Source organism: Geodermatophilus sp. SYSU D00079, from assembly GCF_054050635.1.
The window spans coordinates 185,337-209,245 of the sequence record NZ_JBJGZS010000005.1; the positions used below are offsets into that span (position 1 = coordinate 185,337).

The 23,909-nt window shown below is 74.8% G+C and carries 15 protein-coding genes; 7 read left to right on the top strand and 8 right to left on the bottom strand.

What is annotated here, in order from left to right:
• Nucleotides 1-16 precede the first annotated feature (16 nt).
• Nucleotides 17-1,246, bottom strand: coding sequence for an alpha-hydroxy acid oxidase (locus tag ACI79E_RS07170; protein WP_456931836.1), 1,230 nt, complete (start codon nucleotides 1,244-1,246; stop codon nucleotides 17-19).
• Between the two features lie 174 nt (nucleotides 1,247-1,420).
• Here ACI79E_RS07170 and ACI79E_RS07175 point away from each other — a divergent pair, with 174 nt between their 5' ends.
• Nucleotides 1,421-2,659: a polyhydroxyalkanoate depolymerase gene (locus ACI79E_RS07175; protein ID WP_456931837.1), complete on the top strand. Its 1,239-nt coding sequence runs from the start codon at nucleotides 1,421-1,423 to the stop codon at nucleotides 2,657-2,659.
• A gap of 65 nt (nucleotides 2,660-2,724) precedes the next feature.
• On the opposite strand, the gene ACI79E_RS07180 is transcribed toward ACI79E_RS07175, so the two are convergent.
• The 5 genes from ACI79E_RS07180 to uvrB all read right to left on the bottom strand — a co-directional run bounded on the left by ACI79E_RS07180 (nucleotide 2,725) and on the right by uvrB (nucleotide 9,878).
• Complete coding sequence (locus ACI79E_RS07180; protein ID WP_456931838.1) at nucleotides 2,725-4,710, bottom strand: S9 family peptidase; 1,986 nt, start codon at nucleotides 4,708-4,710, stop codon at nucleotides 2,725-2,727.
• Nucleotides 4,711-4,815: 105 nt separating this feature from the next.
• Nucleotides 4,816-5,916 carry a TerC family protein gene (locus tag ACI79E_RS07185; protein WP_456931839.1) on the bottom strand — a complete coding sequence of 367 codons (1,101 nt, stop codon included), beginning with the start codon at nucleotides 5,914-5,916 and terminating at the stop codon, nucleotides 4,816-4,818.
• Between the two features lie 91 nt (nucleotides 5,917-6,007).
• Complete coding sequence (locus ACI79E_RS07190; protein WP_456931840.1) at nucleotides 6,008-7,144, bottom strand: TerC family protein; 1,137 nt, start codon at nucleotides 7,142-7,144, stop codon at nucleotides 6,008-6,010.
• 244 nt (nucleotides 7,145-7,388) lie between these two features.
• Nucleotides 7,389-7,745: an MmcQ/YjbR family DNA-binding protein gene (locus tag ACI79E_RS07195; RefSeq protein ID WP_456931841.1), complete on the bottom strand. Its 357-nt coding sequence runs from the start codon at nucleotides 7,743-7,745 to the stop codon at nucleotides 7,389-7,391.
• Between the two features lie 9 nt (nucleotides 7,746-7,754).
• Nucleotides 7,755-9,878 carry an excinuclease ABC subunit UvrB gene (uvrB, locus tag ACI79E_RS07200; protein ID WP_456931842.1) on the bottom strand — a complete coding sequence of 708 codons (2,124 nt, stop codon included), beginning with the start codon at nucleotides 9,876-9,878 and terminating at the stop codon, nucleotides 7,755-7,757.
• Nucleotides 9,879-10,316: 438 nt separating this feature from the next.
• On the opposite strand from uvrB, the gene glgX reads away from it, so the two are divergent.
• From glgX to ACI79E_RS07215, 3 genes are all read left to right on the top strand, one after another.
• Entirely contained in the window at nucleotides 10,317-12,428 is a 2,112-nt protein-coding gene (gene glgX, locus ACI79E_RS07205) for a glycogen debranching protein GlgX (protein WP_456931843.1), read from the top strand.
• Nucleotides 12,425-14,764: a malto-oligosyltrehalose synthase gene (gene treY, locus ACI79E_RS07210; RefSeq protein WP_456931844.1), complete on the top strand. Its 2,340-nt coding sequence runs from the start codon at nucleotides 12,425-12,427 to the stop codon at nucleotides 14,762-14,764. The genes glgX and treY overlap by 4 nt, the downstream gene beginning before the upstream one ends.
• Nucleotides 14,765-15,148: 384 nt before the next feature.
• Nucleotides 15,149-15,733, top strand: a complete 585-nt coding sequence (locus ACI79E_RS07215) for a LysM peptidoglycan-binding domain-containing protein (RefSeq protein WP_456931845.1) — start codon at nucleotides 15,149-15,151, stop codon at nucleotides 15,731-15,733.
• Here ACI79E_RS07215 and ACI79E_RS07220 read toward each other — a convergent pair.
• Nucleotides 15,702-18,212 carry a hypothetical protein gene (locus tag ACI79E_RS07220; RefSeq protein ID WP_456931846.1) on the bottom strand — a complete coding sequence of 837 codons (2,511 nt, stop codon included), beginning with the start codon at nucleotides 18,210-18,212 and terminating at the stop codon, nucleotides 15,702-15,704. The two genes, ACI79E_RS07215 and ACI79E_RS07220, sit on opposite strands and share 32 nt — an antisense overlap.
• A 118-nt stretch (nucleotides 18,213-18,330) precedes the next feature.
• Between ACI79E_RS07220 and treZ the strand changes: the two genes are divergently transcribed.
• Genes treZ through ACI79E_RS07235 form a run of 3 tightly spaced genes read left to right on the top strand, consistent with a single transcriptional unit; the run spans nucleotide 18,331 to nucleotide 23,180 of the window.
• The gene (treZ, locus tag ACI79E_RS07225; RefSeq protein ID WP_456931847.1) at nucleotides 18,331-20,085 is read left to right on the top strand and encodes a malto-oligosyltrehalose trehalohydrolase; all 1,755 of its coding nucleotides are present in this window, start codon (nucleotides 18,331-18,333) and stop codon (nucleotides 20,083-20,085) included.
• 1 nt (nucleotide 20,086) lies between these two features.
• Entirely contained in the window at nucleotides 20,087-20,839 is a 753-nt protein-coding gene (locus ACI79E_RS07230; protein ID WP_456931848.1) for a dihydrofolate reductase family protein, read from the top strand.
• A gap of 22 nt (nucleotides 20,840-20,861) precedes the next feature.
• Nucleotides 20,862-23,180, top strand: coding sequence for an ATP-binding protein (locus ACI79E_RS07235; RefSeq protein WP_456931849.1), 2,319 nt, complete (start codon nucleotides 20,862-20,864; stop codon nucleotides 23,178-23,180).
• On the opposite strand, the gene ACI79E_RS07240 is transcribed toward ACI79E_RS07235, so the two are convergent.
• Entirely contained in the window at nucleotides 23,155-23,820 is a 666-nt protein-coding gene (locus ACI79E_RS07240) for a hemerythrin domain-containing protein (protein WP_456931850.1), read from the bottom strand. The two genes, ACI79E_RS07235 and ACI79E_RS07240, sit on opposite strands and share 26 nt — an antisense overlap.
• Nucleotides 23,821-23,909 lie beyond the last annotated feature (89 nt).

Sequence of the window (23,909 nt, forward strand, 5' to 3'; positions counted from 1 at the left end):
CCTAGGAAGCCGCAGCTCAGTCCGGCAACGCCGCGTGCCGCAGCCGCACCCGGTCCGGCGTCAGCTCCGCCACCGACGGGACGCCGAGCAGCTGCAGGGTGCGGGCGATCTCGCCGGCCAGGATGTCGGCGGCGCGCTGCACCCCGCGCTCACCGCCGGCCATGAGCCCGTAGAGGTAGGCCCGGCCGACCAGGCACGCCCGCGCGCCGAGGGCCACCGCCGCGACGACGTCCGCCCCGTCGAGGATCCCGCCGTCAAGGTACACCTCTGCACGGTCCCCGACCGCCGCGACGACCGCGGGCAGCTCGGCCAGCGGGGTCGGCGCGCGGTCCAGCTGGCGGCCGCCGTGGTTGGAGACGACGACCGCGTCGGCGCCGGCGTCCACGACCGCCCGGGCGTCGTCCGCCGTCTGCACGCCCTTGACGACCAGCGCGCCGGACCACCGGGACCGCAGGTCCTCGACGTCGGCCAGCGTCGCGGCCGGCTCGAACACGCGGTCGGCGAGCTCGGCGACCGTGCCGCCCCACGATCGCAGCGAGGCGAACTCCAGCGGCTCGGTGGTGAGCAGGTCGACCCACCAGCGCGGGTGGACCGCGGCGTTGGCCATCGTCCGCAGGGTCAGGGCCGGCGGGATGGTGAAGCCGTTGCGCACGTCGCGCAGCCGCGGGCCGGCGACGGGCGTGTCGACGGTCAGGACCAGCGCCTCGTAGCCCGCCGCGGCCGCCCTGGCCACCAGGGCCTCGCTGGCCTCGCGGTCGCGCCAGAGGTAGAGCTGGAACCACTTGCGCGCCCCGGGGGCGGCGGCGGCCAGCGCCTCGATCGTCGTCGTCCCCATGGTCGACAGCGCGTGCGGGATGCCGACCCGCTGCGCCACCCGGCCGACGGCCGCCTCGCCCTCGGTGTGCATCAGCCGGGTGAAGCCGGTCGGGGCGAAGACCAGCGGCAGCGCCGAGGGCCGGCCGAGGACCGTCGTCGACGGGTCGACCACGGAGACGTCGCGCAGCACGCTCGGGCGGAACTCCAGCTGCTGGAACGCCTCCCGCGACCGGCGCAGGCTCGTCTCGGCGCCGGCAGCCCCGTCGGTGTAGTCGAAGACGGCGCGCGGTGCCCGCCGCCGGGCGATCTCGCGCAGGTCGCCGACCGTGGCGGCCGCGGCCAGCCGACGGGCGGTCGCGTCGCCCGGCGACCGGCGCGGCCGGACCAGCTCGCGCAGCTCGGACCAGCGGGGCACCCGGCGATCGACCACGTGGTCCTCCTCCGTCTCGGCGTCGGGCCCACCCTGCCAGGACGGCGGTGCCGGTGGGACGGGTGGGGCGTCGTCCACCGTGTCACCGCGCGCCGTACGCGAACGGCGGTTAACGTGCGGGCACAGTGACGTGCGTCACCGTCGATGCCGCACCAGAGGAACAGGACTGGCCCGATGCTCTACACCGCCTACGAGATCAACCGCCGGGCGGGCGCGCCCGTCGTGGCCGCGTCCGGGCTCACCGCCCGGGCGCTGTCCTCGCTCCCGCCCCGGCTCGGCGGCGCGGCGGGGGTGCGGCACCTGCGGGCGGCGTGCGACATCGTCGCGAAGGCGCGGCCCACGCACGACCGGCCCGAGTACGGCATCGACGCGGTGGTGTCCGGCGGGCGCCGGACGGCGGTCTCCGAGCACCCCGTGGGCTGCACGGCGTTCGCCACCCTGCTGCACTTCCGCAAGGCGGGGGTGACCGGACAGCCCCCCGTGCTCGTCGTCGGGCCGATGTCGGGGCACTTCACCACGCTGATCCGGCCGACGATCCGCACGCTGCTCGCCGACCACGACGTGTACGTGCTGGACTGGCACAACGCCCGCGACATCCCGGCCGCGGAGGGCCCGTTCGGGCTCGACGAGTACATCGAGCACGTCATGGACGCGCTGCGGCAGCTCGGGCCGGGGGCGCACGTCGTCGCCGTCTGCCAGCCCGCCGTCCCCGTGCTCGCGGCCGTCGCGCTGCTGGCCGAGGCCGACGACGAGGCCCAGCCCGCCACCCTCACCCTCATGGCCGGCCCGGTCGACACCCGCGTGAACCCCAACCGGATCAACCAGACCGCCGGCAAGCAGCCGCTGTCGGTGTACGAGCGCCGGCTGATCAGCACCGTGCCGCGGCGGTACGCCGGCGCCGGACGGCGGGTGTACCCCGGCGTCGTGCAGCTGACGGCGTTCATGTCGATGAACCCGCGGCGGCACCTGGACGCGCACCTGCGGCTCTACCGCGACCTCGTCACCGGCAACGAGGAGCGGGCGGCGTCGACCCGCGCCTTCTACGACGAGTACGGCGCGGTGATGGACGTACCCGCCGAGTTCTACCTGGAGACGGTGGGACGCATCTTCCAGGAGCACCACATGGCCACCGGCCGGTTCACCTGGCGCGGGCAGCCGGTCGACCCGGCCGCGATCCGCCGGACGGCGCTGCTGACCGTCGAGGGTGCCCGCGACGACATCTGCTCCCCCGGCCAGACCGAAGCCGCGCACGGCCTGTGCACCGGCATCCCCGCGGAGCACAAGCGGCACCACCTGCAGCCCGGGGTCGGCCACTACGGCGTCTTCAGCGGCTCGCGCTGGGAGGCCGAGGTGTACCCCGTGCTGCGCGACTTCGTCGCCGAGCACACCGTGGCGCACGCCGTCGCCGGCTGATCCGGGGGGACGGGGGGCGGCACCCACGTCCCGGGCCGCGGGACGTGGGTGCCGGCCCCACTCGGTCAGTCCAGCCGGGTGGCGCGCACCGTCAGCGGCGTGCGGCCCGCACCGTCGTCGTCCGGGAGCGGCTCGGCGTCCACCACCTCGTCGAGGCCGGGGCCCGGCTCGGGCCCGGTGGGCAGCCAGCGGGCCCACCACCGCAGCAGGTGCTCCATCCGCGCCAGGCGGTGCCGCGGCCGGCCCGACCGGCTCAGCTCGTGCCCCTCCCCGGGGAAGAGCAGCAGCTCCGAGGGCACGCCGCGTCGCTTGAGCTCGACGTAGAGCCGCTGCGCCTGCTCGACCGGGCAGCGCCAGTCCTGCTCGGCGTGCACGACGAGGGTCGGCGTGGTGATGTCCCCGGCCCGGGCCAGCGCGCTCTGTGCGGCCAGCCGCTCGGGGTCGCGCCCGAGGTGGGCGTCGACGACGTACCAGCCGATGTCCGAGGAGCCGACGAAGCTGACCGGGTCGAGGAAGGCCCGTTCGACCACCGCCGCGGCGAACCGCGCCGACCGGGTGGTCAGCACCGCGGCCAGGTACCCGCCGTAGGAGCCCCCCATGACACCGACCCGGTGCGCGTCCAGCGCGGGGTCGGCCAGGGCGGCGTCGAGGAAGGCCAGGACGTCGTCGGCGTCGACGGTGCCCCAGGCGCCGTGCAGTGCCCGGCCGTGGGCCTGCCCGTGGCCGGACGAGCCGCGCGGGTTGCACTGGACGACGGCGTAGCCGGCCGACACGAGGACCTGCGCCTCGTCGAGCAGCGACCAGCCGTACTGCCGGTAGGGCCCGCCGTGCACCAGCAGCACCACCGGGTGCGGCCCCGGGCCGGACGGCGCGGTGACCCAGCCGCGCACCGGGTACCCGTCGGGCGCCTCCGTGGCCAGCTCGCGCATCCGGTGCAGCCGCCCGGTGGCCCCCAGGGCGCGGCCGAAACCGGTCAGCAGCCGCCGCCGTCCGGGGGTGATCGCGATCAGCTCACCGGCTGAGCGGTCGTGCGCCACGGTGGCGACGACGACCCCGCCGCCGACGGCCACCCCGCGCACGGTGAAGGGGCCCTCGACCAGCGCCTCGGCCGGGCCGCCGGCCAGCGGCACCCGCAGCAGCTCCACCGCGCCGCGGCGCTGCACCCCCAGGTACGCCGCTCCCCCGGCCAGCACGGTCGCCGGCGTCTCGTCGCCGCGCTCGGTGTGCTCGGGATCCAGCACCGGCTCCAGCGCACCGCCGGCCGCGGGCACCCGGCACAGGGTGGTGCTGCGGGCGAACTCGTCGAGGCCGTCGGGGCCGAGGTCGGGGCGTGCGGTGAGCCAGATCGTGGTGCCCGCGGCGTCGTAGGCGGGCAGCGAGCAGTCACCCCGCCCGTCGGTGACCCGGCGCAGCGTCCCCCCGGCGGCCGGGACGGCGTACACGTCCCGGACCAGGTCGCGGTCGGCCCGCGGGTGCCGGGCGGACACGAACGCCAGCTCGGCGCCGTCCGGGCGCCACGCGACGTCGGTGTCGTCGTGGGGGCCGTCGGTGAGCTGCCTCGGCTGCGGCAGCGGCGTCCCGTCGTCCGCCCCGCCGGGCGGCAGATCCAGGACGAACACGTGGCTGTGCTGGTCGGCGAGGAAGCCGACGCCGTCCAGCCGGTACCTCAGCGTGGTGATCAGCCGGGGCGGCTCGGCCTCGGGGGCGACGTCGGGGTCGGTGCCGAGGCGGCCGGGCGCGGGCACGCGGGCGACGTAGGCCAGCCGGCGGGAGTCCGGCGCCCACACCGGCGCGCCCGCCCCCAGTGGGTGGTCGGTGAGCCGCCGGGGCGCCCCGCCGGCGGTCGGCAGGACGTGGACCTGCGGCCGGCCGCCGGGCTCGGCGCCGAGGTAGGCCAGCCAGCGACCGTCCGGGGAGAACGCCGGCGCGGTGTCCCGGGAGCCGCTGGTCAGCGCCCGGGCCGGTGCCGACCCGTCGGTCGGCACCGCCCAGAGCTGGCTGCGGTACGCGTCCCCGGCGAGGTCCAGCCGGGTGACGGCCACGACGGCCATGCGTCCGTCCGGGGAGACCGTGGGGACGCCGGGCGTGCGGAGGAGCTCCAGGTCGGTCGGGCGCATGGGAGGGCCGGGCCGACCCGGCGGACGGGGTCCGCCGGGTCAGCCGCGGTGGCGGTCCGCGTCGGCGTCGCGCGCCTCGGCCGTGGTGGCGCGCCGCTCGGCGTCGGCCAGCGCCTCGGGGCCGGCCGACCGCACCGACCCGGCGACCTCCGGCTCGGCGGGCGAGGGCTCGGGCGCCTGGCCGCGGGTCTTGATCAGGCTGGCGACGGTGGCGATCACCAGGACCCCGAGGATGATCGACAGCGACAGCCAGATCGGGATCGTCGGGACGGCGTCGATGTGCTCGCCGCCGTTGATGAACGGCAGCGTGTTCTCGTGCAGTGCCTCCATCACCAGCTTCACGCCGATGAAGGCCAGGATCACCGCCAGGCCCAGCGACAGGTACACCAGGCGCTTGAGCAGCCCACCGAGCAGGAAGTAGAGCTGGCGCAGCCCCATGAGCGCGAAGACGTTCGCGGTGAAGACGATGAACGGCTCACGCGTCAGGCCGAAGATGGCCGGGATGCTGTCGAGCGCGAAGATGAGGTCCGTCGTCCCCAGCGCCAGGAAGACCACGACCATCGGCGTCCAGTACTTCTTGCCGTCCTGCACGACGCGGATCTTGCTGCCGTGGAAGTCCTGGGTGATCGGCAGCACCCGGCGCATCCGCCGGATGAAGGCGTTCTCCTCGTAGTCCTCGTCCTCCCCGCGGTGCCTCACCAGGTTGATCGCGGTGTACACGAGGAACGCGCCGAAGATGTAGAAGACCCACGTGAACCGCTCGATCACCGCGGCACCCAGCAGGATGAACACCCCGCGCAGGATCAGCGCGATGATGATGCCCACCATCAGCGCTTCCTGCTGCAGCTTCCGCGGCACCTGGAAGCGGGCCATGATGATCACGAAGACGAACAGGTTGTCCACCGACAGGCTGTACTCGGTCAGCCAGCCCGCGTAGAACTCCGTCGCGAACTGGCCGTTCGTGAACGCCAGCAGCAGGACGCCGAAGATCAGCGCCAGGCCGACGTAGAAGCTCACCCACAGGCTGGCCTCCTTCATGGAGGGCTCGTGCGGGCGGCGGGCGACGATGGCGAGGTCGGCGAGCAGCAGGACGGTGAGCCCCACGAACGTCGCGACCTCGAACCAGACGGGGAGGTCCACGGGCCACGACTCTACGGGGCCCTCCGGCGGCCCGCCCCCCGCCGCCCGGGACGCGGCGCGCCCCGGGCGGCGGAGGACTGACGGGGCCCGGTCAGCCCTGCGCGGGACCTCCGGCGCGGCCTGCGGTCTCGCTCACCGGCACCGACGGCCCACCGGACGACCGGCCGTCCGGCGCGGCGAGCTCGTCGCGGTCGGCGCCGCCGTCCAGCCGCGGGCCGGCGCCGTCCGGGGATCCGGTGGAGCGGGACCGGCCCCGCGCCCGGTCGCGCCGGTCCCTGGCCAGGCTCGCGACGGTCGTGACCAGCAGCGTGAGCAGGATGACGGCCAGCGACAGCCAGGTCGGGATCTCCGGCACCGCGGTCACGTGCTCACCGCCGTTGATGAACGGCAGCTCGTTCTCGTGCAGCGCGTGGATGACCAGCTTGACCCCGATGAACGCGAGGATGACGGCCAGGCCGTAGGAGAGGTAGACCAGCCGGTCCAGCAGGCCGTCGAGCAGGAAGAACAGCTGGCGCAGCCCCAGCAGGGCGAAGGCGTTGGCGGTGAAGACCAGGTAGGTCTCCTGGGTGAGGCCGAAGATCGCCGGGATCGAGTCGACGGCGAACAGGATGTCGGCGCTGCCGATGGCGACCAGCGCGATCGCGAGCGGGGTGATGTACCGCTTGCCGCGGATCTTCGTCGTCAGCCGGTCCGAGTGGTACTCCTCGGTGGTGGGCAGCAGCCGCCGGGTGAGCCGGAGGACGCCGTTCTCCTTGAACTCCTCGTCGTGGCTGTGGCCGCCCTTGGCCTGCAGCCAGGCGGTGTAGATCAGGAACGCGCCGAACACGTAGAAGATCCAGCTGATGTTCTGGATCGCCGCGGCGCCGACGAAGATCAGCGCCGTCCGCAGGACGAGGGCGAAGGCGATGCCGAACAGCAGCACCTTCTGCTGCAGCTCCCGGGGCACGGCGAAGCTGCTCATGATCAGGACGAAGACGAAGAGGTTGTCGACCGACAGGCTCTTCTCGGTGACGAAGCCGGCGAAGTACTCGCCGCCGTACTGGGGGCCTGCGAACCACAGGACCAGCAGTCCGAAGACGATCGCGATGCCGACGTAGACCGCCGACCAGATGGCCGACTCGCGCAGAGTCGGGGCGTGGGGGGTGCGGACGTGGCCGACGAAGTCGAAGACGAGCATCCCGACGATCGCGGCGACGGTGATCGCCCACACCCAGAAGGGGACGTCCATGCGGTGGTTCCTCCGGTTGACAGACAGGTGTCAGTACCGGAGGTCTCTCCCACCGCCCGGGCTCGGGCGGCCGACGGCGCCGGAGGTCACGGGACCTCGTGTTGACGGCGCTGCCGCGCGGGGATACTCCCCTCCACGTGCGGACCCGGCGGCGGGCAGGCGTCATCGACAGCAGACACCGTGGATCCATCTCGCGCAACGAACGACGGCCCGGCGGTGTTCCCGGCCGCCGCGATTCGCCGTCTCAGCCCGGTGCCGGTGGTCGCCTGCTCCTCGGCAGCGCCGCGACGACGGCGTCGTAGGAGGCGTCGACCAACTCCCGGACCTCGTCGTCGGGCACCGGGCCGGTCCAGTCCACCGCGTTCCAGCCGTACCGGCCGATGTAGGCACTCGCCGTGATCGCACCCGGGTACCGGTCCCGCCACTCCGCGGCCTCGGCGGCATCGCGGCCGCACTTCACGCCGACCGTCCCGCCGTCCAGGCCGATGAAGGCGAACGCCTTGCCGCCGACCTTCGCGACCAGCTCCGCCTCACCCCAGGGGTGGGTCTCCTCGGCCCCCGGCTTGCCCAGGCAGTGGGCCACCAGCTCGTCGCGCTCCACGACTCTCCTTCAGGCGTGTGCCGCGTCGAACTGGCGCAGTTCCTTCTTCAGCTCGGCCAGCTCGTCGCGCAGCCGCGCCGCGACCTCGAACTGCAGCTCCCGCGCGGCGGCGAGCATCTGCTCGTTCATCTGCGTGATGAGGTCGGCGAGCTCGTTGCGCGGCAGGCCCTGGACGTCGATCGAGCCGGCCTTGCCCTTGCCGCCGGCCTTCTTCGACGACAGCCCGGGCACCGGCGCCTTGCCGCGGGACTGCTGGCGGCCCGACCCGCCGATGAGCTCCGCGGACTCGGAGTCCTCCGCCTCGCGGTAGATGCCGTCGAGGATGTCGACGATCTTCTTCCGCAGGGGCTGCGGGTCGATGCCGCGCTCGGTGTTGTAGGCGATCTGCTTCTCGCGCCGCCGGTTGGTCTCCTCGATCGCCTGCGCCATCGAGGGGGTGATCTTGTCGGCGTACATGTGCACCTGACCGGAGACGTTGCGCGCCGCCCGGCCGATCGTCTGGATCAGGGAGGTGCCCGACCGGAGGAAGCCCTCCTTGTCGGCGTCGAGGATGGCCACCAGGGACACCTCGGGCAGGTCGAGGCCCTCGCGCAGCAGGTTGATGCCGACCAGGACGTCGTACTCGCCCTGGCGCAGCTCACGCAGCAGCTCCACCCGGCGCAGCGTGTCGACCTCCGAGTGCAGGTAGCGCACCTTGATGCCGAGCTCGAGCAGGTAGTCGGTGAGGTCCTCGGCCATCTTCTTGGTCAGCGTGGTGACCAGGATGCGCTCGTCCTTCTCGGTGCGGAGGCGGATCTCGTGCACCAGGTCGTCGATCTGGCCCTTGGTCGGCTTGACCACGACCTCCGGGTCGACCAGGCCGGTCGGGCGGATGACCTGCTCGACGACGTCCCCCTGCACCCGGCCCAGCTCGTAGGGCCCGGGCGTGGCCGACAGGTAGACCGTCTGCCCGATCCGGTCGGTGAACTCCTCCCACCGCAGCGGGCGGTTGTCCATCGCCGAGGGCAGCCGGAAGCCGTGCTCGACCAGCGTGCGCTTGCGGCTCATGTCGCCCTCGTACATGCCGCCGATCTGCGGCACCGTCACGTGCGACTCGTCGATGACCAGGAGGAAGTCGTCGGGGAAGTAGTCGATGAGGCAGGCGCCGGCGCTGCCGGGGGCGCGGCCGTCGATGTGCCGCGAGTAGTTCTCGATGCCGGAGCAGAAGCCGACCTGCCGCATCATCTCGATGTCGTAGGTGGTGCGCATGCGCAGCCGCTGCGCCTCCAGCAGCTTGCCCTGCCGCTCCAGCTCGGCCAGCCGCTGCTCCAGCTCCGCCTCGATGGAGGCGATGGCGCGCTCCATGCGCTCGGGGCCGGCGACGTAGTGGGTGGCCGGGAAGACGAACAGCTCGTCGACCTCGCGCACCACCTCACCGGTCAGCGGGTGCAGGTAGTACAGCCGCTCGACCTCGTCGCCGAACATCTCGATGCGGCAGGCGAGCTCCTCGTACACCGGGAAGACCTCGATGGTGTCGCCCCGGACCCGGAAGGTGCCGCGGGTGAAGGAGAGGTCGTTGCGGGTGTACTGCTCGGTGACCAGGGTGCGCAGCAGCTCGTCGCGGTCGCGCTCCTCCCCCACCTTGATCTTCAGCGCCCGGTCGACGTACTCCTCCGGGGTGCCCAGGCCGTAGATGCAGGAGACGGTGGAGACCACGACGACGTCGCGCCGGGTGAGCAGGCTGTTGGTCGCCGAGTGCCGCAGCCGCTCGACCTCCTCGTTGATCGAGGAGTCCTTCTCGATGTAGGTGTCGGTCTGCGGGACGTAGGCCTCGGGCTGGTAGTAGTCGTAGTACGAGACGAAGTACTCGACCGCCGCGTCGGGCAGCAGCTCGCGGAACTCGTTGGCCAGCTGGGCGGCCAGGGTCTTGTTCGGCGCCATGACCAGCGTCGGGCGCTGCACCTGCTCGATGAGCCAGGCCGTCGTGGCCGACTTGCCGGTGCCGGTGGCGCCGAGGAGGACGGTGTCCTTCTCCCCCGAGTTGACCCGCTCGGCGAGCGCCTTGATCGCGGCGGGCTGGTCGCCGGAGGGCTCGAACTCGCTGACGACGCGGAAACGCCCTCGGGTGGGCCGGAGATCGGTGGTCGAGCGCACGAGGACGACGGTACGACGGGGGTGTGACAGGACGGTGCTCGTGCGACGTCGGTGCCCCCAGGGGCGCACGGGACCGGTCGACTGGCCCCCGGTGCTTGCCCCGGGGTACAGGGCCCCCTAGCGTCCCCGTTCGCAGGAGTGGTCACCGCCGAGGACCAGCGCCACCCGGGCAGCGCCCGGGCGAGGTCGGACCCCGGCGCCGCTGCCCGGCCGGACCTGCGCACGACGACCCCCGCGGGAGGCCCGCGGGGGTCGTCGTCGTCCGGGGGTGAGCGAGATCTCCGCGGGGATGCCGACCCGAGGTGTGCGCGGCGCCCGGAGGGGGCAACGGGGGCACGGGGCGCCACGTGCGCCCCGACCTCCTCACCGACGCCCCGCGGCGGGGAGGCCACCGGCCCCCGGCGTCCCGGGGGCGCCAGCGCAGGAGGACCCCGCACGATGACCCAGGTCTGGCCCGGCAGCGCCTATCCGCTCGGTGCCACGTACGACGGCACCGGCACGAACTTCGCGATCTTCAGCGAGGTCGCCGAGAAGGTCGAACTGTGCCTCTTCGACGAGGACGGCAACGAGGAGCGCATCCGGCTCCCGGAGATGGACGGCTACGTCTGGCACGCCTTCCTCCCCGGCATCCACCCCGGCCAGAAGTACGGCTTCCGGGTGCACGGCCCCTACGACCCGGCCCAGGGTCTGCGCTGCAACCCCAACAAGCTGCTGCTCGACCCGTACGCCAAGGCCGTCGACGGCCAGATCGACTGGGACCAGTCGGTCTTCGGCTACGACTTCGAGACCAAGGAGCGCAACGACGAGGACTCCGCGGCGCACATGCCGAAGTCCGTCGTCGTCAACCCGTACTTCGACTGGGGCGTGGACCGCCCGCCGAGGACGCCCTACAACAAGACGGTCATCTACGAGGCCCACGTCAAGGGCCTGACCATGACCAACCCGCGGATCCCCGAGGAGCTGCGCGGCACCTACGCCGGCATCGCCCACCCGGCGACCATCGAGCACCTCACCGACCTCGGCGTCACCGCGATCGAGCTGCTCCCGGTGCACCAGTTCGTGCAGGACGACACCCTCCAGCAGAAGGGGCTGCGCAACTACTGGGGCTACAACACGATCGGCTTCTTCGCACCGCACAACGAGTACGCCAGCGCCACCACGGCCGGGCAGCAGGTGCAGGAGTTCAAGGGCATGGTCCGGGCCCTGCACGAGGCCGGCATCGAGGTCATCCTCGACGTCGTCTACAACCACACCGCCGAGGGCAACCACCTGGGCCCGACGCTGTCGTTCCGGGGCATCGACAACCGGACGTACTACAAGCTCGTCGAGGGCGACGAGCAGTACTACATGGACTACACGGGCACCGGGAACACCCTCAACGTCCGGACGCCGCAGTCGCTGCAGCTGATCATGGACTCGCTGCGCTACTGGGTCACCGAGATGCACGTCGACGGCTTCCGCTTCGACCTCGCCTCGGCGCTGGCCCGCGAGCTGCACGCCGTCGACCGGCTGGCCACCTTCTTCGACCTGGTGCACCAGGACCCGGTCGTCAGCCGGGTGAAGCTGATCGCCGAGCCGTGGGACGTCGGCGAGGGCGGCTACCAGGTCGGCAACTTCCCGGCCCTGTGGACCGAGTGGAACGGCAAGTACCGCGACACCGTGCGCGACTTCTGGCGCGGCGAGGACGCCACCGTCGGGGAGTTCGCCAGCCGGATCACGGGCTCGGCCGACCTCTACCAGCACTCCGGACGGCGCCCGGTGGCCAGCATCAACTTCGTCACCGCGCACGACGGCTTCACCCTCAACGACCTGGTCTCCTACAACGAGAAGCACAACGAGGCCAACGGCGAGGGCAACAACGACGGCGAGAGCCACAACCGCAGCTGGAACTGCGGCGTCGAGGGCCCGACCGACGACCCGGAGGTCCTGCAGCTGCGCGCCCAGCAGCGGCGCAACTTCATCGCCACGATGATGCTCAGCCAGGGCGTGCCGATGCTGCTGCACGGCGACGAGCTGGGCCGCAGCCAGGGTGGCAACAACAACGGCTACTGCCAGGACTCCGAGCTGACCTGGATCGACTGGGGGAACGTCGACGAGGGGCTGCTGGAGTTCACCAAGGCGGTCACCAAGCTGCGCTGCGACCACCCGACCTTCCGCCGGCGTCGGTTCTTCCACGGCCGCCCGGTGCGCCGCGGGCAGGGCGAGCCGGTGGCCGACATCGACTGGCTGACCCCTGACGGCGAGCAGATGGCCGACGAGGACTGGGACGTGGGCTACGCCAAGTCGCTGGCGGTCTACCTCAACGGCCTCGGCATCCGGGAGATGGACGAGCGCGGGGAGTACGTCAAGGACGACCACTTCTACCTGGCGTTCAACGCCTCCCACGAGCCGATCGACTTCACCCTGCCCAGCGAGGACTACGCCCAGGGCTGGACGACGGTGCTCGACACCGCGGAGATGGGTGAGGTCGAGCCGGTGGAGCTCAAGCCGGGTGAGACGGTGACGGTGCAGGGGCGCTCGATCGTGGTCCTCACCGGTCCGGCGCTGTGAGCGCGCCGGACGGCGAGCGGCGGCGCGGGGTCCCCTCGGCGACCTACCGGCTGCAGGTGACCTCGGAGTTCACCCTCGACGACGCCGCGTCGGTGGCCGGCTACCTGGCCGACCTCGGGGTCAGCCACGCCTACTCCTCGCCGCTGCTGCGGTCGGCGTCGGGCAGCACGCACGGCTACGACACGGTCGACCACGAGCACGTCGACGAGTCCCGCGGCGGGCGGGAGGGGTTCGACCGGCTGGTCGCCGCCCTCCACGAGCACGGGCTCGGCCTGGTGCTGGACCTGGTGCCCAACCACATGGGCGTCGCCGACCCGGCGGAGGCGCCGTGGTGGTGGGACGTCCTGCAGCACGGCCGGGACAGCGCGCACGCGGCGGCGTTCGACATCGACTGGGACTTCGGCGGCGGCAGGGTGCGCCTGCCGGTCCTGGGCTCGGCCGACGACCTGGAGAAGCTGGAGCTGGTCGACGGGGAGCTGCGCTACTACGACAACCGCTTCCCGATCGCCCCGGGCACGGGCGGGGGCACCCCGCAGGAGGTGCACGACCGGCAGCACTACGAGCTGGTCGACTGGCGGCGCGCGGACGCCGACCTGAACTACCGGCGCTTCTTCGCCATCAACACCCTCGCCGGCCTGTGCGCGGAGGACCCGGGGGTGTTCGCCGCGACGCACCGGCTGGTGCTGGAGCTGGTCGAGGCCGGCGCGGTCGACGGGCTGCGGATCGACCACCCCGACGGCCTGGCCGACCCCAAGGGCTACCTCGACCGGCTGGCGGAGGCCTCCGGGGGGCGCTGGACCGTCGTGGAGAAGATCCTCGAGCCCGGTGAGGAGCTGCCGGAGAGCTGGGCGGCCGCCGGGACGACGGGCTACGACGCGCTCGCGGAGGTCGACGACGTGCTCGTCGACCCGGCCGGCGAGGCGGCGCTGACCGCGCTGGACACCGAGCTGGCGGGCCGCGCGGTGGACTACGCCGAGCTGGTGCACGGCTGCAAGCGGGAGGTGACCGACGGGATCCTCGGGTCGGAGGTGGCCCGGCTGGTGCGGGTCATCGGCGAGCTGCCCGGCGTCGACACCGCCACGCAGACCGAGGCGCTGGCCGAGCTGCTGGCCAGCTTCCCCGTCTACCGCACCTACCTGCCCGACGGCGCCGAGCACCTGACCGCGACGGTGGCCGCGGTGCGCGAGCGTCGTCCGGACCTGCGCGACGCGGTCGACGCCCTGCACCCGGTGCTGGCCCAGGCCGGCACGGAGGCCGCGACCCGCTTCGAGCAGACCAGCGGCCCGGTGATGGCCAAGGGCGTCGAGGACAGCGCCTACTACCGCTGGGCGCGGTTCGTGGCGCTCAACGAGGTGGGGGGCGACCCGGCCCGGTTCGGCAGCACGGTCGCCGAGTTCCACGAGGCGCAGGTCCGCCGCGCCGAGGGCCGACCGCAGTCGATGACCACGCTGTCCACGCACGACACCAAGCGCAGCGAGGACGTCCGCGCCCGGCTGGCGGTGCTGGCCGAGCAGCCGGCCGAGTGGGCGCAACTGGTGCGCCGGCTGCTGGACCGGCACCCGCTGGCCGACCGCCCCATGGCGCACCTGGTGTGGCAGAACCTGGTCGGCGCGTGGCCGCTCTCGCGGGAGCGGGCGCACGCCTACGCGGAGAAGGCGGCCCGCGAGGCGGGGACGTCGACGACGTGGACCGACCCGGACGAGCAGTTCGAGGGGCGGCTGCACGCGCTCGTGGACGCCGCGTTCGACGACGAGCGGACCGCCGCCGAGATCGAGGCGTTCGTCGCCCGCATCGCGCCGTCCGGCCGGTCCAACTCGCTGGCACAGAAGCTGCTGCAGCTGACGATGCCCGGCGTCCCGGACGTCTACCAGGGCACCGAGCTGTGGGACCTCTCCCTCGTCGACCCGGACAACCGCCGTCCGGTGGACTACGAGCTGCGCCGCCGCCTGCTGGCGTCACTGGACGCCGGGGAGGTGCCGGCGGTCGACGAGACCGGCGCGGCCAAGCTGCTGGTCGTGTCGCGCACGCTGCGCGCCCGGCGCGACCACCCGGAGTGGTTCGCGGGGTACGCGCCCGTCGAGGCCACCGGGGCCGCCGCGGAGCACGTGGTCGCCTTCGACCGGGGGGCCGGGGAGCAGGGCGGCGCGGTGACCGTCGCGACCCGGCTGCCGGTCGGGCTGGCCGCGGCGGGCGGCTGGCGGGACACCGCCCTGCAGCTGCCCAACGGCTCGTGGCGGGACCTGCTCACCGGGGGCCGGTTCGTCTCCGACGCCGCGGGGATGCCCGTGGGCGCGGTGCTCGAGCGGTTGCCCGTGGCGCTCCTGGTCCGCGACTGAGACGGAGGTCACGTCGCCGCGTGGGACGTACTCCCGCGGCGACGTGACCAGCCGTTCCGCGCTCCCCGGGGAACGGGGTCCGGCGCGGGGCCGGTGTTCCCCACGGGACGGGGGGTGCCATGCCGTGACCTGACCGTTACCTTGTTGCGGCACCCGCTCGACCGAAACCGGGTGTCGGAGCCGATCCGCCGAACCCCGTCCGTCGGCATCCGTTCCTCCTGCACCGCCAGGACGGGGGTGGGGGACCCATTCCGGCGTCCTGCGTCCTCCGGCCCCCGGGCCGGGCGCCAGGGCGTCTCGGGGTGAAGCCGTGCACGCACGGCCGGGGCACCGATCGCTCCGAACCCGACAGCTCACCTCTCAGGCGGCGGATCGGGAGTCCCCATGCGTACACGCACGTCCTCGTTCGCCCGCAAGTCCCTCCTCACCGCCGGCATCGCCGCCGCCTCGCTCGGCGTGCTGGCCGGTCCCGCCTCGGCCGCCGGTCCCAACGACTGGGACGCCGTCGCCGCCTGCGAGTCCAGCGGCAACTGGAGCATCAACACCGGCAACGGCTACTACGGCGGCCTGCAGTTCAGCCAGAGCACCTGGGCCGCCTACGGCGGGACCGAGTTCGCCCCCCGCGCCGACCTGGCCACCAAGGAGCAGCAGATCGCGGTGGCCGAGCGCACGCTCGACCGTCAGGGCCCGGGCGCCTGGCCCACCTGCGGCCGCGGCCTGGACCCGGCCGCCCCCACCGCCGGCGCGGCCCCCGCGGCGGCCCCGGCCCCGGCGCCGGCTCCCGAGCGGGCGTCCCGCGACGACCGCCCGGCCCCGGCGGCGTCCGGGCAGTACGTCGTCCGGTCCGGCGACACCCTCGCCGAGATCGCGGCGGCGCACGGCACCACCTGGCAGGCGCTGTTCGAGCTGAACCGGGCCACGGTCAGCAACCCGAACGTCATCTCCGTGGGTCAGGTGCTGGCGGTCTGACCGCCCGCTCCCCCGGAGTCGCGGGCGGCCGGTCCCGCCCGCGACTCCGGGGACGCCCGTCCCCGGCGGCCACCCAGGACCGCCGGCCGTCGGGCAGCCGGCCGCAGGCCACCTCGAGGGCCAGCGACCAGTCGGGATCGGTCCAGTAGCCGCTGTGCCCGCCGATCCCGGTGACCGCCCGGGTCTGCAGGGCGAGGTCGCCGGGCACCGGGTCCAGCAGCCGCCACTCGTTGCCGCACACCCGGCGGCCGGTGCGCGGGTCGACCCAGTCCGGTTGCCGCGTCGCCGGGTCGTCGAGACGCCGGGAGGACAGCGGCCCGCCGTCGCGCGTGTGGTCCCAGCTGGTGACCGGGCCGGCGACGGGGTCGGTGTCGCGGTACAGGTTCACCCACCGGAACACCCCCGCCATCCCGCGCAGCAGCTCCGGCGCCACGTAGTGCGGGAAGCCGCGGGCGAACTGCTGGCGCAGCTGCGAGCCGAAGGTCACCCACCGCACCCGGTCGCGGACCTCCTCGGGCAGCCACAGCAGGGCCACCAGCGAGATCAGGCTGCCCTGGCTGTGTGCGGCCACGACCACCTCGCGCACCGGCGCCGGGTTGACCGCCGGCCGTGATCCGGCCGGCCCGGCGTCCCCGTCGTCCTCCAGCGGGTCGGGCACGCCCAGGTGCCAGCAGATCCGGCGGACCAGGGCCGGCACGACCTCCGAGGAGTACGGCGGCGGCACGAACGGGTGCGCCGTCCGCGGCCAGAACGCCACCACGTCCCACACCACGTTCAGCCCGCGCCGGGCGCCCTCCGAGCGCAGCGCGCCGCGGGCCAGCAGCACCGTGCCCAGCCCGATGCCGAGCAGGGTCACCTGGCCGATGCCGATCACCACGTCGTCCCCGGTGACGACGCCGCCGGGCGGGGAGGACACCCCGGTGAGCAGGCTGACCGGGAACGCCGGGTCCTCCCCGGCCCCCCGCGCCGACCACGACGCCGCCCCGATGGCCGCGGCCAGCACCAGGCCCAGCGCCGTCCACAGCCCCAGCACCAGGGGGACGGAGTTCTTCACCCGCGCCCGCTGCATCGCCGCCCCCGCCGCGCGCACCCACGGCTGCGGCAGGTGCAGCGCCGGCGGGTCCCCGAAGGTCATCGCCGCCTGCGCCCGGGCCCGGAACGCCTGCCGCCGGCGACCGGCCCGCACCCTCGCCGCGACCGCGAGCGCGGCGAAGACCAGCGCGGTCAGCCCCCACGCGTAGGAGAACCGCTGCAGGAGCTCGGGCACGTCGACGTCGGTGCCGGTCAGCCCGTCGAGGAGCTCCTCGACGCCGAGGGTGAGGCCGGCGCTGGCGCCCACCGCCAGGTAGCTGCCGACCGCCGTCGCCAGTGCCGCGGACATGCCGCCGGCGAACCGGCGGAAGGGCCGCGGCGTGCGCCGGGCGGCGGTCCGCGTCCCGGCGGCGAGGGCGGCGACGGCCAGCACGAGCAGGGTCACCGTCGCGGTGCCGGCCAGGATCAGCAGCGCGACGGCCGGTTCGGTCCCCGGCAGCCGCCCGGCGCCGGAGACGTCGGTGAGCGCGACGGCGACCAGCGCCAGCAGCAGCGCGCCCCCGGTGAGCAGCTGGACGGCGCCCGCCGCGGCCGCCGTCCACCGCCCCGACCGGATGCGGTGGGGGGCACCGGCCCCGCCCACCGTCGCCCGCCGCTCGGGGTCCCCGGCCAGCAGCACGACCAGCGTCACCAGCCCGAGCACGGCGACCGCGTACCAGCGCCCGACCGCCGCCCAGCCGGTGCCGCCCTCGGCGGCCACCGAGAGCCCGAGCCAGGCGACGACCAGCAGCCCGGCGGCGTGGTGCAGCCGGCGCAGCGACGGGCTGTCGGGGTCGCCGTCGAAGAACGCGGCGTCCCCGAGACCGGGCAGCCCGTCGGCGCCGTGGCCGAGGTCGCGGGGGCCGGCGTGGGCGAACCGGTACCGGCGGCCGGTGTCGACCGCGCCGATCCGCGACAGGCCGGTGACGAGGGCGGCCGCCAGGAGCAGGCCGGCCACGACGACGACCCGGTCGGGCAGCGGCAGGCCCCGGGCGGTCAGCCACTGCCAGGCGAGCAGGTCGACCAGCACGAGGCAGTCGGCGAGCGCGAACAGGCCGGTGAGCACCAGGCCGACGGTGCGCAGCAGCGCCCCGCACAGCGCGTGCAGGCGACGCTGGGCCCCCGTCTCCGGCGGCGGCAGCATGAACTGGGCGGCGTTGACGATCCCGAAGGGGATGAGCAGCAGCCACAGCCCCTGGGCCCACGAGCCCGACGTCCAGCGGCCCCAGTGGAACGCCTCGAGCACGTGCCCGTCGGGGGCCGGCACCTCCCGCTGCTGGGCGTCGGCGGGGCGGAAGCAGCGGCTGCGGTCGTCCCCCGCGACCTGCACGGTGTGCGCGCTGCCCAGCATGTAGTCCGGCGGGGTCCCGCTGACCCCGTGGACCCGCAGCTCGACCCAGTCGGCCATCCGCCCTCCTCCCCCGGCCGACCGCTGCGCACGTCACGGTTGACCGTCGGGTGTGCGGGCATGATCTGCCCCGTTCCCCGGCCCCGGCCAGACCCCACCCCGCCTGGAGGCGTCCCGCATGTCCGCACCCGCCGAGTTCTCCGTCTGGGCACCGCTGCCGAAGCGGGTCCGGCTCCAGGTCGACGGCGAGGTGCACGACATGCGCCGGGACGACGGGGGCTGGTGGCGGGCCGAGGTGGCGGCCGCGCCGGAGGCGGACTACGGGTTCCTGCTCGACGAGGACGAGACCCCGCGGCCGGACCCGCGCTCGCGCCGCCAGCCGCAGGGCGTGCACGGGCTGTCCCGGCGCTTCGACCCGGCGGCGTACGGCTGGGGCGACTCCGCCTGGACCGGCCGCCCGCTGGCCGGTGGCGTGGTCTACGAGATGCACGTCGGCACGTTCACCCCCGAGGGCACCCTCGAGGCGGCGGCCCGGCGGCTGGACCACCTGGTGGAGCTCGGGGTCGACTTCGTCGAGCTGCTGCCCGTGAACGGCTTCAACGGCACCCACAACTGGGGCTACGACGGCGTCCTCTGGTACACGGTGCAGGAGGAGTACGGCGGTCCGGCGGCCTACCAGCGCTTCGTCGACGCCTGCCACGCCCGCGGCCTGGGCGTGGTCCAGGACGTCGTCTACAACCACCTGGGGCCGTCGGGGAACTACCTGCCGCTGTTCTTCCCGATCTTCTCCGAGGGCGGTGCGAACACGTGGGGCAACTCGGTCAACCTGTCGGGGCCGGACTCCGACGAGGTGCGCCGCTACATCATCGACAACGCCCTGATGTGGCTGCGGGACATGCACGTCGACGGGCTGCGGCTGGACGCCGTCCACGCGCTGGTCGACGAGCGGGCCACCCACGTGCTCGAGGAGCTGGCCCAGGAGGTGGACCGGCTGTCGGTCGCCGAGGGCCGGCCGCTGACGCTGATCGCCGAGAGCGACCTCAACGACCCCCGCATGGTCACCCCGCGGGTGGCCGGCGGCACGGGGCTGACCGCGCAGTGGAGCGACGACTTCCACCACGCCCTGCACTCCACGCTCACCGGCGAGGGCCAGGGCTACTACGCCGACTTCGCCGCGGCCGGCGTGGCCGGCCTGGCCAAGACGCTGACCGGGGCGTTCTTCCACGACGGCGCGTGGTCGAGCTTCCGCCGCCGGCACCACGGGCGGCCGGTGGACCGCAACGTGCTGCCCGGCTGGAAGTTCCTGGCCTACCTGCAGGACCACGACCAGATCGGCAACCGCGCCGTGGGCGACCGGATCTCCGCCTCGCTCTCCCCCGACCTGCTCGCCGTCGGCGCGACCATCGTGCTCACCAGCCCCTTCACCCCGATGCTGTTCATGGGTGAGGAGTGGGGCGCCACCACCCCCTGGCAGTTCTTCACCAGCCACCCCGAGCCGGAGCTGGGCCGGGCCACCGCCGAGGGGCGCATCGGCGAGTTCGCCGAGCACGGCTGGGACGCCGAGGTCGTCCCCGACCCGCAGGACCCCGAGACTTTCACCCGCTCGAAGCTGGACTGGGAGGAGCTGGAGCGGGAGCCGCACTCCCGGCTGCTGGGCGTGCACCGGGCGCTGCTGGCGCTGCGCCGGGCGCACCCGGACCTCGTGGACCCCGACCTCACGCGGGTCCACGTCACGTGGGACGACGCCGAGCGCTGGCTGGTCGTGCACCGCGGCTCCCTGCGGGTCGTGGCCAACCTCTCCGGCGAGGCCCGCGAGATCGACCTCGACGTCCCGGCCGGCGAGGTGCTGTTCGCCAGCGGGGAGCTGCCGGCGCTGGACGGGCGCACGGTGACGGTGCCCCGGGAGAGCGCCGTCGTGGTCTCCACCCGCTGAGGTGCGCCGGCTGCTGCCCGGGGCGGTCGGGGACGCCGGGGCCGAGCTGACCGACGCCGACCTCGCCGAGGCCTACCGGCCGGCCCCGGGCCGGTCGCTGCGGGTGGACTTCGTGGCCTCGCTGGACGGCGCCGTCACCGTCGAGGGCCGCAGCGGCGGGCTGGGCTCTCCCGGCGACCGGCGGGTGTTCCGGCTGCTGCGCGCGCTGGCCGACGTGGTGCTCGTGGGCTCCGGCACGGCCACCGCGGAGGGGTACCGGCCGGTCGCCGCCGACCGGGCCGTCGTCGAGCTGCGGCAGTCCCTGGGCCGCCCGGCGACCGCCCCGGTCGCGGTGGTCTCCCGCCGCGCGTCGCTCGCCCCCGGTGACCGGCTGGCGGTCGACTCGACGATCCTGGTCACCACCGCCGCCTCCGACCCCGGACGGCGGGCCGCGCTGGCCGACGCCGGCGTGACGGTGCTGGTCTGCGGGGAGGACGACGTCGACCTGCCGCTCGCCCTGGACCGGCTGGCCGAGCTCGGTCACGAGCAGGTGCTGTGCGAGGGCGGGCCGGCGCTGCTCACCGCCGCCCTCGACGCGGGCGTGGTCGACGAGCTGGACCTCACGATCGCGCCGGCCCTCGTCGGCGCCGGGCAGCCGCACCTGCTCGGGGCGCCGCTGGCGGACCTCGTGCGGCTGGAGCTGCGGCAGGTGCTGGAGGAGGAGGGCGTCCTGTTCACCCGCTACGCCGTGCACCGTCCCGGCTCGACCGGCTGATCCCGCTGCTAGCTTGCCCCCGGTGGGCGACGCGACGACCGGTCCCGGGCCGTTCGCCGAGCTGCTGCGCCGCTTCCGCGACCGCGCCGCGCTCAGCCAGGAGGAGCTGGCCGCCCGCGCCGGCCTGACCGCCAAGGCCGTCGGGGCCCTGGAGCGGGGCGAGCGCCGCCGGCCCTACCCGCACACCGTCCGGGCCCTCGCCGACGCCCTGCACCTGGACGGCGGGGACCGCGCCGCGCTGGCCGCGGCGTCCCACCCGGCCGGGCAGCACGAGGCGGCGGCCCCGGCGCCGCCCGGCGTCCCGCTGCCGCCGACGGCGCTGGTCGGCCGGGACGCCGAGCGCGCCGAGGTGCTCGCGCTGCTGCGCTCCGGCGCCACGCGGCTGATCACCCTGACCGGGCCGGGCGGCGTGGGCAAGACCAGCCTGGCACTCGACGTCGCCCGGGCCCTGGCCGCCGACTTCCCCGACGGGGTCGCCGTCGTGGAGCTGGCACCGGTCCGGGAGGCACGGCTGGTGCTGCCGACGGTCGCCCGCGCGCTGGGCGCCCGACAGCTCACCCCTCCCCTCGGTGACTCGCTGGCCGCCTTCCTCGGGGCCCGGCGGCAGCTCGTCGTCCTCGACAACGTCGAGCACGTGCTCGCCGCGGCAGCCGACGTCGCCGACCTCCTGGCCCGCTGCCCGGGGTTGGTGGTGCTGGCCACCAGCCGGGCCCCCCTGCGGGTGCGGGCCGAGCACGACCGCCCGCTCGGCCCCCTGCCCGTGCCGGCCGCCGCCGACGTCGCCTCGGTCGCCGCCTCCCCCGCGGCACGGGTGTTCCTCGACCGTGCCCGCGCCGCGGGCCGGGCGGTACCGCTCACCGGCACCACGGCCGCCGACGTGGCGGCGATCTGCCGGCGGCTGGACGGGCTGCCGCTGGCCCTCGAGCTGGCCGCCGCCCACGCCCGCCTCCTGGCCCCCGCTGCGCTGCTGGCGCGCCTCGACCAGGCGGTGGGCTCCCCCCGCTCGCGGGACCTGCCCGAGCGGCAGCGCACCGTCCGCGCGACGCTGGACTGGAGCCACGACCTGCTGACCCTCGACGAGCAGGTGCTGTTCCGCCGGCTGGCGGTGTTCTCCGGTGGCTTCTCCCTGGCGGCCGCCGAGGAGGTGGCGGGGGACGGCGGCGACGTCGTCCCCACGCTCGGCGGTCTGGTGGAGCAGTCCCTGGTGGCCCTGCAGGACGACCGCTACCGGATGCTCGAGCCGGTCCGCCAGTACGCCGCCGCACGACTGCAGGAGGCCGGCGAGGCCGACGCGGTCGCCGACCGCGCGGCGGACTCGCTCTGCGCGCTCGCCTCGGACGCCGGAGCCGGTCTGCGCGGTGCGGGGCAGGCCGCGGAGCTGGACCGGCTGCAGCGGGAGCACGGGAACATCGGCGCCGCGTTCGGCCGGCTGGTCGACAGCGGCCGGTGGGGCCCGGCCGCCCGGCTCGGTGCGGACACGTGGCTGTACTGGGCGCTGCGCGGTGACGTCGTCGAGGGCCTCGGCTGGCTGGAGCGCGTGCGGGAGGGCGCCGGGGCGGAGGCACTGCCGGCGGCCGAGCGGGCGGCGCTGCAGCTGGGTCTCGCCGGCCTCCGGTACGCCGCGGGCGACATCGAGGGCATGCGGGCCCCGGCGGCCGAGGCGGTCACGGCCGCCCGCGCGGCCGCGGTGGACGACCTGCTCGCCGAGGCGCTGGTGCTGTCGGGGTCGTCGGCGGTGTTCCTCGACGAGCTCGGCCGGGCCGCCGGGGAGCTCGCCGAGGCGGCGCTGCTGGCCCGGACCGCGGACCTCCCGTGGGCGCTCGCGCACGCGACCCTGGCCGAGGCACAGCGGCTGGCGTTGGCCGGCGACCTCCCCGCCGCGACCGCCGGGCTGGCCGACGCCGAGCGGGCCGCCCGCGGGATCGGCAGCCCCTTCACCCTCGCCACGGTCCTCAACATGCGCGCCACCCTCGCCCTGGGCACCGGGGACGACGACCTGGCGCTGGCCTGCCTGACCGAGGCCGCCGACCTCGCCGCCGCCGTCGGCACCACCTGGACGCTGGCCTACACGCTCCCCGGGCTGGCGGTGCTCGCGGCGCAGCGCGGGTCCCCGGAGGTGGCGGCGGAGCTGTTCGCGGCCGGGTCGGCGACCGCCGAGGCCGCGTCGGTGGCGGTCAGCTTCCCGCCGGACCTGGAGCGGGCCGGGCACTGGCTGGCCGCAGTGCGCGCACAGCTCGGCGAGGAGGCGTTCCGGCGGGCCTGGGAACGCGGTCGCGGTGTCCGGCCGGCCGACGTCCCCGGGCTCGCCGGCCGGCTCAGGCGGCCGACCGCACCCGGCTGACGTAGCGCCGGTACCGCCGCAGGAACACCGTCCGCGCCAGCAGACGGACCGGCAGCGGCAGCTTGGCGAGCATCTCCACGGCCTCCTCCGGGGTGGCCTCCTCGAGGACCGCACCGAACACGAGTGGCAACTGGGAGCGCGACATCGCGGCGATCCCGTGCTGCCCGAGCTGGTCCCACTCCTCGGGGGACACGTGCCGCGCCGCCAGCGGCAGGATCTCCCGCTCCTCCTCGTCGAGGTGCTCGAGCAGGGCGGTGCGCAGCGCGTCGAGCGTGGCGGCCACCTCCTCGGTGACCGCCGGCCGCGCCTCGGCCTCCCAGCGGGTCAGCGCCACGGTCAGCCGCCCGGTGTGGCGCTCCACCTGCTCGTGCTGGGCCTCCATGCGGTGGACCAGCGCGGCGTCGGGCGCGGCGCGCTCGAGCAGCCTGGGCCACAGCAGCTCGTCCTCGGCGGTGTGGTGCAGGTGCAGGGCGGTCAGCACGAGCCGGGTGTGCGCGGCGAGGACGGCGGCGCGGGCGGTGTCCCCGGCGGGGACGCGCCGCACCAGCTCCGGGAGCAACCGGAACTCGCGGCGGAAGCCGCGGTGCACCACGACCATGTCGTGGACGTCGGTGAGGGGGGCGGAGGAGGTCTCGGTCATGGCGATGACCCTGTCCGGGCACGCGGGACGCCGGGACCCACACGACCCCCACACCGCACCCACACTCCACCCGCCCGGGGGGCGGTGGG